This is a genomic window from Pseudidiomarina mangrovi (genome assembly GCF_003999375.1).
GTDB classification, from domain to species: domain Bacteria; phylum Pseudomonadota; class Gammaproteobacteria; order Enterobacterales; family Alteromonadaceae; genus Pseudidiomarina; species Pseudidiomarina mangrovi.
Window position 1 is genome coordinate 1 of sequence record NZ_RJLC01000007.1, and the last position, 13,712, is coordinate 13,712.

6 protein-coding genes are annotated in these 13,712 nt (G+C 51.4%); all 6 read right to left on the minus strand.

All coding sequences use genetic code 11. The annotated features are described in order from the left end of the window. Positions 1-6,489, minus strand: a 6,489-nt coding sequence (locus EFO84_RS02075) for a SpvB/TcaC N-terminal domain-containing protein (RefSeq protein WP_127346413.1), incomplete at its 3' end; no start/stop codon positions are given. A 205-nt stretch (positions 6,490-6,694) separates the two neighbouring features. Further along, positions 6,695-7,099, minus strand: a complete 405-nt coding sequence (locus EFO84_RS02080) for an H-NS family histone-like protein (RefSeq protein ID WP_127346414.1) — start codon at positions 7,097-7,099, stop codon at positions 6,695-6,697. Between the two features lie 118 nt (positions 7,100-7,217). After that, positions 7,218-8,855 carry an electron transfer flavoprotein-ubiquinone oxidoreductase gene (locus tag EFO84_RS02085; RefSeq protein ID WP_127346415.1) on the minus strand — a complete coding sequence of 546 codons (1,638 nt, stop codon included), beginning with the start codon at positions 8,853-8,855 and terminating at the stop codon, positions 7,218-7,220. A gap of 38 nt (positions 8,856-8,893) precedes the next feature. Continuing rightward, complete coding sequence (locus EFO84_RS02090) at positions 8,894-10,834, minus strand: acetoacetate--CoA ligase (protein WP_127346416.1); 1,941 nt, start codon at positions 10,832-10,834, stop codon at positions 8,894-8,896. A 2-nt stretch (positions 10,835-10,836) separates the two neighbouring features. Continuing rightward, the gene (locus tag EFO84_RS02095; RefSeq protein WP_127346417.1) at positions 10,837-11,742 is read right to left on the minus strand and encodes a hydroxymethylglutaryl-CoA lyase; all 906 of its coding nucleotides are present in this window, start codon (positions 11,740-11,742) and stop codon (positions 10,837-10,839) included. Positions 11,743-11,754: 12 nt separating this feature from the next. Further along, the gene (locus tag EFO84_RS02100; protein WP_127346418.1) at positions 11,755-13,710 is read right to left on the minus strand and encodes an acetyl-CoA carboxylase biotin carboxylase subunit; all 1,956 of its coding nucleotides are present in this window, start codon (positions 13,708-13,710) and stop codon (positions 11,755-11,757) included. Between the last annotated feature and the right edge of the window lie 2 nt (positions 13,711-13,712).

Sequence of the window (13,712 nt, forward strand, 5' to 3'; positions counted from 1 at the left end):
GCGTAGGGTGTAGGTGATTTCATGGCTGGCCATCGCCACGCCAGCGTGCTCGGTGCGCTTGATAATAGCGATATCATCGATGTAGGTGCGGGTGATGATGTCCCCGCCTGTGTACTCAACCTCAACCGAGCCATCAATGTAATACAGCGTTTTAGAGCTGCCGATAGCCTTCTTGTAGCGCTGCCAGTTGGCATCGTACCAGAAGCTCACTGTGGTGCTGCCAGCAGTGATGTGGGTCGGCTTATTCATGGCGTTGTAGGTAATGCTCTTGCCCGCACCGCTGGTCAGGTTACCGTTGTTGTCGTAGGTAAAGCTTGCGGTGCCGCCGCCGACAAGCGTCGCGCTCAGCACCGCGTTGGGTCCGGCGTTACCACTATTAGTCTTACCGGCTGAGCCGTAACTCATGCTGCTGGCGTAATCGCTCTTCTGTGTCAGGTTACCGGTGGCATCGTAGCTGTACGAGATACTGGGGCCTGAGCTTAAGTTGCTGTAGGTTAAGCGGTGCAGGTCATCGTAGTTGTAGCTTTCGGTCGAGACTGAAGCCCCATTGTTGCTGTAAACCGTTTGACTAGCCAGATTACCGAAGCTGGCATAGGTGTAATCGATGTCATGCAGTTCATTGCCCATGGCGCTTGTCGCACGAACCCGCTTCAGCTGACCAGAGACCTGGTCGTACGTCCGGTTCTCATACAGCGTGCCATGATTCATCTGTGACTGAGTGATATTCTGCAGCGCGTCGGCCTGCAAGTTTTCCTGATAGATAAACCCGGAGCCGGCGTTTTTCACCTTAAGCAGGTTGCCGTACTGGTCGTACTCATAGGCCACCTTGATGCCGCTGGCATGCTCAACAGCCTTGACCCGGCCGTAGTTGGCGTCAAACTCGGTGCGGGAGGTATAATCTTCGCCGCCAACGGACGTGACCTTTTGCACCATCCGGCTATAGCTATCGTAAGAATAAACCGCCTGATAGCCGACAGCCGATTCGCTTGAGAGCAAGCCAATACCGTTCGTTTGACTGTCATAGGCATAGGAGGCCTGCACGGTGCCGGCTACTTTGCGCGTGACCACGCGGCCTAAGCCATCGTAGAGGGTTTGCGTCACCACGCTTTTAGCATCGGTCTCAAACTCAAGCTCACCAAAGGTGTTATAGCTAAACAGCTTGGTCCCCATGTTCGGGTCGCGCACTTCAGTCTTATGGCCAAGCCCATTGTAGAAGGCGTAAATCAGGGAGCCGTTAGCGTCCTGCAGCGTGATGGGGTTCCCCGCGCTGTCATAGGCATAACGGGTATAGCCGTTCAGTGCATCTTTGGTGCGGATGAGCTTGCCATCCCCACCATGGGTGCGGCTCATAAACAGCGTGATACCATCATTCGCCTCAATGTGCGTGGTGTGCCCGCTGTAGATGTAGTCGGTGACGAGCCAGCCACCTTCAGCCCGGTCGGTTTCTTTGCGGGTGACCCGGCCTAAGGCGTCATAACTAATAAAGGTCGTTCCCTCGGTGCTATTGGTGCTGTGGGATGGCACCGATTCAAAGGTCTTATCGCCACGGGCGTTGTAATCAACCCGGCTATAGACCGTAAGCCCGCCAAAGCCTGTCACCGCTTTCATGCGCTCGCGATTGAGTAGGTCATAGAAGACCTTCTGTAGCGGACTGCCTTCCTGCTGCGTGAAGCGATAGTAGGTGGCGGCTGGGCTGTCACAGCTATAAGCACAGGATATCAGGCCCGTTTCAATCGGCGCGCCACCTGGCACGCTCTGACTGGTCATACGTCCGAACGGGTCATAGGTGTAAGTAACCGTGGTGCCGTTGGCATCGGTTGCGCTGATTGGCTGGCCGTGCTCTGTGGAGGTTGAGCGGCTGCTGACATGGCCTTTATCGTTAGTAACACTAGCGACAAAGTAACCATCCGCGCTGTAACCAAAGCTTGTTACACGATTCAGGTCGCTACCACTGCCTGAGCCGACCTGCGTGGTGCTGGTCAGTAAGCCATAGTCATTAAACACATGAGTAACCTGATGCGTCTTGGCCGTATCACTTGCTGAGGTGATGATTTGCGTTGGCTTGCGATGAGTAATGCCATCACTGTTATAGCTGTAGGTCGTTGTGGTCGTGCGCGCTGCATCCGTACCCGACAGGATGCTCGCGGCAACTGTGGTATCGCGACTGATGGTCTGGGTGGTTTTTGCCTGAGAGCTTCGTTTATGCGGCCACCACCAGCTGCCACTGGTATAGCCGGTGTCGAAAACCGATACGATAATCGTTTCAACAGCGTGGAAGCCGTTGTCGGTCACAACAGTCACTTTATTCACATTACCGAAATTATCAACATCAGCCGCAGCGATGGTGGTGACTTTCTCATTCAGCTCAGTGGTGCGACTATTTAAGTCAAACAGACGTTCAGTCTGGGATGACGGATAGACCCATTTGACCGCGGCCGTGGCTGTATTTTTCACATCATATGCGTAGGTGCGCTCAGTCAGCGGTTGCGTACACAGGTTGCCATCACTGACCAAGCAGGTCCGAAGTGATTCGAGCTGGCCTGCATAAGGGAAAATTTGATGGAACGTGCTGACTGCTCGGCTGCCGCGCGCTTTGTCATCGACAATAATTTGGCGAAACCCCTGGAACCCTCGCCCAGTAGTATTGTAGACCGCCTCACGGTAGTTGTATTCGGTCTCATTCAGACCACCCACGCCGTTTGATTCCAGCGTATCACTTACCACATACATCGATGAGGTAAAGTAGAAATGCTCACGATACGTGTCATTGGTGACATAGCGCTCATCGTTTAGATTAAATCCTGGCACCGAATAAAACGCACCCCCCGCGCGATTCCCATGAGGCCTCGACAAAGGACTATAGCGCCATTGGTAGGTCTGCCCTAAGCCGTTTACAACGTCACTGTTGGTGTCGACAAGTTTACCCGCGTTAACACCGATGGTGGCATCATTTAACTGCTCATAATAGCCCTCATAAGCAGCTGGGCTCGATGCAGTATGATTCACAACAACGGTGGCCATGGAGTAATGTACCCCTGCTACCGCTATATGCTGCCCAGAACCTGCACTTTGCGAATAACTGCGCATCACGGTATAGGTGAAATCACTGAACCCATCATTATTAACATCTCGGATATCCAGACCGGAGGTGTGATTGCCGTAACGATCCACAAATGACAGTAACGGTGCATTAACCACGTCACTGACAATGCGGCTCACACCTAATCCAGATGATGTCTGGGCAATATCAATAACATCCCAGTTAAAACGACGAATATCATAACGGCCAAAATCAATATCAATTTTATACCCCGGATGACTGGTGAGCTCGGCCTCCTCAGCATGCATGGCATCATTACACACCGTCAGGCTATATGGCTCGGTGCTGCCGCTTGATGTTGGAGCGCCGATAAAATCAACGCACACATCATCACTGCTCCCTGTTGCGACAATAAGCTCAGCAGCGCCATCACTGTCAATATCTGCAATGCGAAGACCACGACCCCATAACGATTGGATCCGAACATAATAATAGCCGCCATCATCAATGCTGATATGCTCATGAATACCAATACCTGTGCCCAGCAAGCCTTCTGCACCAAATATGCGGTTACCTTTATTCTCACGAACCGACCAATGCAAAACCCCAGCGACTTTAACCGGCCGAATAAAGTCAGCAAGACCATCACCATTGACATCGGCAAAGGCGTGTTCGTGATAAAAGTTATTGCTTGGCAAACCCAACTGTGAAGCACTTAATGGTGCTCCGATTTGGTAGGCGCCAGTACTTGTGACCAGCCCAAACGCAACATCAATAACTTTGCTATTGCGTCCGTTTTGCCAAGTCAGGACGATATCCAAGACACCATCCCCATCAACGTCCATAAAGCTTGGTTGTTGCCGTTTCGTGCTGTTGTTATTCACATAAGTATCAAGTGTCAGCAGCGCAAAAGGGCCGGTAAATTCTGCAGTGCTTGAGGCCACCCCAGCATGACGGAAATAATAAAGAACATTATCGGTATCGGCGTAAACAACGTCCTGATGTCCATCACCATTCACATCAACGAGTTGCAAGCTAGTGCCAACGAACGCAGGTGATGTGACGAAGGACTGGGGCATGGTTAAGTTGGTGCTGATAAGAGGTAGCGGCTGAAGATTCTCATCAAACTGAAAAAGCGACACATTGCCACTGCCATCAACAATGAAAAAATCGGTGATCCCATCACCATTCAAATCACCGCTATCGTAATGATAAATCCCATTGCCAATATCAGTGGCATCATGAAGACCATCATAGGCGAGCGTGTACGCGCCGCTAGAAGGGTCCTGATAGTAAATCTGAACATTGAAACCGGTTAACTGATCATTCTGATCGAACTGGGCATGCATATAAATCGCTTCAGGTATGCCATCGCCATTTAAATCCTGCTGTTTGACGCGATCCAGCCCAGCTGTATCGCCCGAGGGAGTGAGCGCACGATTTTCTGAACGACTTGAGTCAGTCGGCTGCCACGCCATGACCGCATGATGGGGGAAGAACTCTGTGGCCGGCAGGCAATAATTATCAGCACACTCCATCACCGATGTAAGCAGCGAGCGACCCGTCGAGAGGCTTAGGTCATACCCTAATCTATATTCACGAACAGGAGAGCCGCTCACCGACGTTTCAATGGATTTAAGACGCCGGGTGTTTTGACTTAGGCCACCGCCACGCCAGCTGCGCGATGCATCGGGGCGGGCCTCATAGAAGAAACTAACTTTACGTGTCCCTGGCGTGGCGTTATAGCCGGTGTACAAAATTTCATGCAACAAGTGCTCGCCAACGACTGGTGTACTGTAACGGTATTCAATGGTATTCCCAGAAGCATCTTGCTCTACAGCAATTGCCCAGCTTGCAATGATACTGCTCCCAGAGGGTACCTGACGAGAATCCGTCGTGGTTCCGAAATAGCCTCTCGTGTTATTCGCGTAGTGAACCGTAAACGATGACGAACTATTTATGGCACCCAGCTGAACGACTTGTGCAAAGCTATCCTGCTCAGTGCGATATACCGCACCCGACTGCCCATAAGTACCACTGACTAGCATGAGCCGTTGTCCATCAAGACAAAGCTTGTCACTGACGCTCAAAGTGGCGGCAAGGCGATAGCCATCTTGTGCGGGTGTGGCTGAACAGCGATGAATCGATGAGGTGGCGGACAAGCTCCAACCGACACCGGCGATACCATTACCACTGCGAGATGAATAGTTGAGCGCCACTGACGGCGTCATGCTACTGCGTCCTGGTGGCACTGCTATCGGGATCTGATACGTTGCCGCACCACCTGAAACACCGGGTTCGCCCTGCACCGCACCCACCTCAGGATCATGGGAAAGCCCGCTGAGCGCTCCACCGAAGTCATCAGCGACATTGCCTCCCGTTTGCGCCCAAGGGGCGGGCAACTGCGCATGTACGCTATTTGAAACCCGTGGTGTATCGCTGCATTTTTTTGAACCGTCAGGTAGCGTATTGCATGCAACAACTCGATGCGTCCAGTTCCCGCTCTGGTCCACCGTTACATTCGTTGAGGTACCACTCGCATTTGCCCAGACTGACCATGTGCCGGATTCATGACGATTGGATATCTGGTAACTGTCAGCATATGAGGACGTACTTGCCGTCCAGCTGACCAGATAAGTCGACTGTGATGTCTCCACCGGTGCCGTGACCTCAGACGGAGCCGTGGGTATCGGATGCCACACAGTCACTGCGTTAGCTGTTAGGTACGCACTGCAACTGGCGCTATTACAGGCCCGCACCTGATACTCCCACTCACCGTCTGTGCGCCCTGAAACCGACTTTGATAATGCGGTGCCAGCGTAAATCTGTGTCCAACTATGAACAACAGGAGAGCCATAAGGCTTGAAGCGCTCTTCCAGTTCGTAGGTCACTGCCGAGGTGGATGAACTTCCCCAAGAGATGGTGTAAGCGCCATCAGAATTGATAGCGGTCGGAGCTAAAATCGAACTAGGTGGCATGACCCCCGTATCAACGACAACGGTATTGCTGATGCTGCTGTGTGGACCGCAGTATGGCTCACCACCTTGCAGATTACAGCCCCTGACTTGGTACTGATAGGAGCCATTTGATTGACCTGAAACAGCGTAAGTCGTTGCCGTTGGGCTAATGAGCAACGTTTGGGTCAACACCCCACTATTAAATTCGTGTAACTCATAGCCCCATGTATCGAATCCGCTGGTAACCATACCTGATGCGGCCGACCACGAGACGGTATAATGACCATCATGACTAATTGAAGGGGACACTGATATTGAATTGATAGAGCCGGGTTGGCTGACCGGCTCACAAGCTGCAGAGCTAGTGAGCACGGCGCTTGAGGCCATCATCATCGGTTCGTCGCAGTTAGACGTAGTCTGCGCCAACAAGGCCAATGGGGCACATAACAGAAAGAGACCTACTAAAACAGAACATCCGTGTTTGATAGTCATGACAATCCTTGGCGTTTATGGGTTGGTCCTTTCTACTTTTTATACACCTCTATTCATAAATAACAACGATTATTTAACGTGGATAGCGATCCGAATGCCTTTTTATCGGAATTGAGTCACCACCACTCAGTGAAAAATGAAATAAAAAAACCGAATCGAGGAGTGACTCGGTCTTTTTTAAATATTAAATCAAGTAGAAATGAACTTAAATTGCGAAGTCGTTCAAGTCTTTGCCGTTAGCAAGTGCTTGTGCCAATACTTTTGGCATGCGGCCTTGTCCGGTCCAAGTAATACGTTGGCCGTTGGCATCAACGATAGCGTATTTAGCTGGCTTTGGGGCACGCTTGGCTTTTACTTTAGCAGGTGCGGCAACAGTGCCACCAAGTAAATCAGCTTCGCTAATGTCCGCAGCGGCCATAGCGCGGCGGAGTTCTTCAATTTTTGCGAGTTTTGCTGCTTGTGCTTGTAATTCGGCAGCTTCTTCATGTTCGCGGTCGGTGATGACTTTGGCTAATTTCTCGGCAACATCGTGCAATTGAGAAACGGTTAAATCCTTTGTCGCAGCTTTCAAACGTCGTCCGTGAGTGAGAATATCTAAAAATTCGCTCATGTGATTATTTCCAGTTTAGTTAATTAATGTGGGTATTAAATAGAAAAGCTTCGCCGACGACAATCTTATTTTTTCGTCGGCGATATCTTACAGTTAATTAATCAGAATGAAAATAACTTTACATATTTGGATAATTGGGACCACCAGTGCCTTCTGGAGTAACCCAATTTATATTCTGTGACGGATCTTTAATATCGCAGGTTTTGCAATGAATACAATTTTGGGCATTTATTTTGAAATTTTGTTGACCATCAACGTCAACTATTTCATAGACCCCTGCGGGGCAGTAACGCTGCGCTGGCTCTGCATATTCAGGCAAATTAACCCGTAATGGAATGCTGGAATCGACTAATTGCAAATGGCATGGCTGCTCTTCTTCATGATTGGTATTGGATAAATAAACCGACGATAACCGATCAAAGGTCAATTTATTATCAGGTTTTGGATAATCTATTTTTTTATTATCTTTTGCCAAACCTAAAGAAGCATGATCAGGGGTTTCATCTTTAAAGTTAAACGGTAATTTACCGGCAAAGAAGTTTTGATCTAAGGTATTATAAGCGCCACCTAACCACGTGCCCAACTTATGAATAACCGGGCCAAAGTTACGTGAACGATATAATTCATCATACAACCACGAAGCACGGAAGCGTTGCTCAAAATCGGTCTCAGCAGGAGTTTGCTCCGCACCTAAAGCTGCGACGATGGCTTCGGCAGCCAACATGCCTGATTTCATGGCAGTGTGGTTGCCTTTAATTTTGGCAAAGTTCAGGGTACCGGCGTTACAGCCCACCAGCAGCGCACCCGGCATGCTCATTTTCGCCAGTGAATTGAGGCCACCCTTGGCAATCGCACGGGCACCGTAAGTAACACGTTTACCACCCTTGAGCACTGCGGCAATCGTTGGGTGAGTTTTATAGCGTTGAAACTCGGCAAACGGGTTCAAATGCGGGTTGCTGTAATTCAGGTCAATAATCAAACCAACGTACACTTGGCCATTCTCGGCGTGATAGAGGTAACCACCACCAGTGGCATCACTGAGTGGCCAGCCGGTGCTGTGAACCACGAGTCCGGGTTGATGTTGGTCGGCGGGTACGTCCCATATTTCTTTGAAACCAATGGCGTAGTGTTGCGGCGAACGGCCTTCATCGAGGTTAAATTCCGCGGTCAAGCGCTTGCCAAGGTGACCACGGCAGCCTTCAGCAAAAATGGTGTATTTGCCACGTAATTCCATACCAGGTTCAAAACTATCCTTGGGCTTACCGTCGCGATCTAAGCCCATATCGCCGGTAATGATACCGCGCACTTGGCCGTCTTCGATGATCACATCAGCGGCTGGGAAGCCGGGGAAAATTTCTACGCCTAATGCCTCGGCTTGCTCGGCTAACCAGCGGCACAAATTGCCCATGCTGGTAATATAATTACCGTGGTTATGGAAGGTTTTCGGCACCATAAAGTTCGGCAATTTGGTGGCTTTTTCGGCACTATTGAAATAGTAAATATGGTCGTCGGTGACTGCTGTGGACAATGGTGCGCCACGTTCTTGCCAATCAGGGAACAGTTCGCTGAGTGCTCGGGTTTCAAACACCGCACCGGAAAGAATATGAGCACCTACTTCGGAGCCTTTTTCGACCACGCAGATGGTAAGTTCTTGTTGTTGCTGCTGGGCCAATTGCGCTAATCGGCAGGCACTAGCAAGGCCAGCGGGGCCGGCACCAACGATAACGACATCAAATTCCATACTTTCACGTTGCATTGGCTTCTCCTGATCCTGAGATATCATAGACCGCTACCTTATTGTGCCAATTCGGGCCGGTTGCGGAATAGTTCGAGTGCGGCTGGGTTAGCCAGCGCTTCGGTATTTTTTACAGCTTCGCCATGTATGACCTGACGTACCGCCAGCTCGACAATTTTGCCGCTAATGGTACGCGGAATATCGCTGACTTGTGCAATCACCGCCGGTACATGGCGTGGTGTGGTATTGCTGCGAATAACCTGGCGAATTTGTTGTTGCAGAGCCTCGTCTAAGTTCACGCCATCGCGCAGTCGCACAAATAAAATTACCCGTTCATCATCCTGCCATTGCTGACCTACGGCAATACTTTCCAGCACCACGTCGAGTTTTTCTACCTGACGGTAAATTTCAGCGGTGCCGATACGAACGCCACCGGGGTTCAATACCGCATCGGAGCGACCATAAATGATGACCCCCTGTTCGGCGGTGATTTCAGCGTAATCGCCATGCGCCCAGGTATTATCGAAGCGGGCGAAGTAGGCGTTAAAATAGCGGCTGCCGTCACTATCGTTCCAAAAGCCGAGCGGCATACATGGGAAACTGTTGGTACAGACCAGTTCGCCTTTTTCGTCGTTAACTGCCTGCCCCTCATCATTGTACACTTGTACGTTGAGGCCAAGGCCTCGGCATTGTAATTGGCCGCGATACACCGGCAGGGTGGGGTTGCCGAGCGCAAAGCAGGAAATAATGTCGGTACCGCCCGAGATCGAGGATAAGCAAATATCGGCTTTGATATCACGATAAACAAAGTCAAAGCTCTCGGGAGCAAGCACCGAGCCGGTGGTAAGAATGCTGCGTAAACAGCTTAAATTATGACTCGTAAGTGGTTTCACAGCGGTTTTTTCAAGCGCGGATAAATACTTGGCGCTGGTACCGAATACGCTAATTCGCTCTTGTTCGGCAATATCCCAGAGGATTTCTGCTGATGGGGCAAACGGCGAGCCATCAAATAATACTAAGGTAGCGCCTTGCGCGAGTCCGGACACCAGCCAGTTCCACATCATCCAACCGCAGGTGGTGAAATAGAACAGCACATCATCGCGGTCGATATCGGTGTGTAGTGCGTGTTCTTTGAGATGCTGCAACAGCGTACCACCGGCGCCATGGACAATACATTTGGGTACGCCCGTGGTGCCAGAGCTGAACATGATATAAAGCGGGCTATTGAATGGCAGTTGGGCAAAGTCGACTGAGCTGCAGCTACGATCAAGAAAGCGCTCCCATTCCACGGCGTTTTGGACACTGTGGTCACGACGGCTAAAACGCACTAATACGGTGGCACTTAGGCTCGGTAACTGGGCTTGAATGGCATTCACTTTTTCGCTGATATCAAGCACTTTACCGTTGTAGAAATAGCCTTCAACGGTGATAAATAGTTTGGGTTCAATTTGTCCAAAGCGATCGAGCACCCCTTGTACGCCGAAGTCGGGTGAGCACGAAGACCAAATAGCGCCAAGACTGCTGGCGGCCAGCATAGCAATGATGGTTTCGATACAGTTTGGCAACATGGCGGCGACGCGGTCACCGGCGCTTACACCATGATTGCGCATGGCCTGTGCGCAGGCGGCTACTTCGGTATAGAGTTCAGCGTAGGTGAGTTGCTGGCGGCTACCGTCTTCGCCGCGAAAGATCAATGCTAAGCGGTCATCACGATAACGCAGTAAATTCTCGGCAAAGTTGAGGTGACTATCAGCAAACCATTGCGCGCCGGGGAGTTGCTCGGGGTTGTCGACAATGCGCTCACCGCGTTGACCAAGCACGGCAAAATAGTCCCAAATGCTCAACCAAAACCGGTCACTGTGGGCAATAGACCAAGCATGTAGCTGATGATAGTCATTTAATTGCTTCTGTTCACGCTGATTCACGAAGCGCATAAAGTCATGCATGCGGGTGCGTAGAATCTGTGCTGCGGTTGGTTGCCAGAGTGGTCTCATGGTCATTGTTATGGATTCCGTTTGGCTAATTCAGCAAGGGCCACATTTGAGCGTGGGCCGTGCTCAAGGTAGTTACAAATTGCGGCACCGGCGTTCACCACGGCGCTTAAATCGACCCCAGTCGCGATACCCATACCGTGCAACAGGTACAGTACATCTTCTGTGGCCACGTTACCGCTTGCGCCTTTGGCATACGGGCAACCACCTAGGCCAGCTACGGCGCTATCAATGGTGCTGACCCCCATGGGTAAGCAGGCGGCTATGTTGGCTAATGCTTGGCCATAGGTATTATGAAAATGCAGCGCCAGTTGCTGCATGGGGACTTGCTCGGCGACCGCCGCCAGCATACGTTGCGCTTGCAACGGCGTACCTACGCCAATAGTGTCGCCGAGGGATATCTCATAACAGCCCATAGCGGCAAGGTGTGCGGCAACTTCAGCCACTTGGCTGATCGCCACATCACCTTGATAGGGACAGCCTAAGACGCAGCTGACATAACCGCGAATACGCATGTTGCGCGCACGCGCGGCCTCGATCACCGGCGCAAAGCGCGCAAAGCTCTCGGCAATACTGCAATTAATGTTTTTTTGACTAAATGCTTCAGACGCCGCGGCAAAGATCGCTACTTCATCAGCACCAGCGGCTACAGCGGCGTCAAAACCTTTCAAATTCGGCGCTAAAGCCGCATAGGTAACGCCAGACTGACGGTTTATACCGGCAAATACGGCATCACTATCGGCCATTTGCGGTACCCATTTGGGACTCACAAAGGCACCGGTTTCGATATAGCTTAAGCCGGCCGCAGCGAGGGCTTCGACTAGAGCGATTTTGGCCGCAGTAGGCACTGCAACTTCATTTTGCAGACCGTCACGCGGGCCAACTTCGACAATTTTAACCTGTGCGGGTAATGCCATGGTGACTGTTCCTTACGCGCTTGCACTGAGCCGGACTAATTCAGCACCGTCGCTGACTAACTCGCCGCTTTCATAGAAGATTTGCTCTACCGTGCCGGCATGACTGGCGCGAATGGTGTATTCCATTTTCATCGCTTCCATCACCAACAGCGGTTGACCTTCAGCGACCTCATCACCGTTAGCAACCAGCACCGCAACCACAGTGCCATTCATCGGTGCGACCATACCACCAGTGGCTTGCTCATGTTGTAGCTCCAGCAACACATCGTAGCGTTGTAGACGAATACTAGCCACTTCAGTCATCACCGTGATATCGCCCGCAGCAGCCAGCACGTGAGCAAAAAAGCTGCGCTCATTGCAGTGGATGCGGAAGCGATCATGTTGCCAGCTAGCGCGCCACACGCGTTGATCGGGTAAGCGCTGCCAACCATCACCATGGGCCGTTAAAGTCACGCTGTAAGGCTGCCCATCGTGTTGTAGGGTCAGGGTAAATTGCGCCGGTTGATTAAGCTGCAGCCCAGGGTTAGCAAACCACGCTTGCTGACTCTGCTGACTCTGGACTAATTCAGCTAAGGCGGCCATGGTGGCGTAATCGTCTTCGAGGGCGCTGGTGTCAGCGAACAGATCCTGCTCATGGCGTTCAATAAAGCGGGTACTCAGTTCGGCCCGCTGAAATTGCGGATGGTTGGCAATGCTGCGAAGAAAATCAACGTTGGTTCGCACACCTGCAACACGGAAATCATTAAGCGCGGTAACTAAGCGGCGTAGGGCCCCGGTACGATTGCTGCCCCAAACAATTAATTTAGCGATCATGGGGTCGTAATAGGCACTGACTTCATCGCCCTCAATAACGCCGCTATCAATGCGCACATGAGCCGACAATTCCGGCGTTCGCAATACGGTTAGTGGGCCGGTGCTGGGCAGAAACTCATGCGCTGGATCTTCGGCATAAATGCGCGCTTCAAAAGCGTGGCCATTGAGCTGAATCTGTTCTTGAGCCAACGGCAGGGGTTCACCACTGGCGACTAATAACTGCCACTGCACTAAATCTTGCCCAGTAATCAATTCAGTGACCGGGTGCTCTACTTGTAAGCGGGTATTCATTTCCATGAAGTAAAATTTACTGTTGGTATCGAGCAGAAACTCAACCGTACCGGCACCTTCATAGTTGATCGCTTGGGCAGCACGCACTGCTGCCTCACCCATAGCTTTGCGGGTGAACTCGCTGATAGATGGCGCTGGCGCTTCTTCGATGACTTTTTGATGGCGACGTTGCACCGAGCAATCACGTTCGGACAAATAGACGGCATTGCCATGTTGGTCACAGAAGACTTGGATTTCGACATGGCGCGGGTTGCCGAGATATTTCTCCAGCAGCATTTTATCGTTGCTAAAGGCGGCTTGAGCTTCGCGCTTCGCTGATTGAAGCGCCTCAGTAAATTCGCCGCTGTGGTTGACTACCCGCATACCTTTACCGCCACCGCCGTATGCCGCTTTGAGCAACACTGGGAAGCCGATTTTTTCAGCCTCAGCACGCAGGGTGTCGAGGTCTTGGTCATCGCCATGATAGCCAGGAACTAACGGTACCTCGGCGTCACTCATAATGGCTTTGGCGGCGCTTTTTGAGCCCATGGCGGCAATGGCGGGAATAGGTGGCCCAACAAAAATCAGACCATGCTTGGCACAGGCTTCAGCAAAGCGTTCATTTTCGGATAAAAAGCCGTAGCCGGGGTGAATGGCATCGGCGCCGGTGGCTTGTGCCGCGGCAATAATTTTATCAATCACCAAATAGCTCTCGCTGCTTGGTGCCGGGCCAATATAGACACTCTCATCGGCTAATTTGACGTGCTGCGCGTTGGCATCGGCGGCGGAATAAACCGCCACGGTGCGAATTCCCATTTGCCGTGCAGTACGCATAATTCGACAAGCAATTTCGCCACGGTTGGCGATCAGCAATTTTTGCAACATGG

What these genes read in the sequence shown, in the direction of transcription:
- EFO84_RS02080 (WP_127346414.1), bottom strand. Translation starts at nt 7,099, where the DNA reads ATGAGCGAATTTTTAGATATTCTCACTCACGGACGACGTTTGAAAGCT.
- EFO84_RS02085 (WP_127346415.1), bottom strand. Translation starts at nt 8,855, where the DNA reads ATGCAACGTGAAAGTATGGAATTTGATGTCGTTATCGTTGGTGCCGGC.
- EFO84_RS02090 (WP_127346416.1), bottom strand. Translation starts at nt 10,834, where the DNA reads ATGACCATGAGACCACTCTGGCAACCAACCGCAGCACAGATTCTACGC.
- EFO84_RS02095 (WP_127346417.1), bottom strand. Translation starts at nt 11,742, where the DNA reads ATGGCATTACCCGCACAGGTTAAAATTGTCGAAGTTGGCCCGCGTGAC.
- EFO84_RS02100 (WP_127346418.1), bottom strand. Translation starts at nt 13,710, where the DNA reads ATGTTGCAAAAATTGCTGATCGCCAACCGTGGCGAAATTGCTTGTCGA.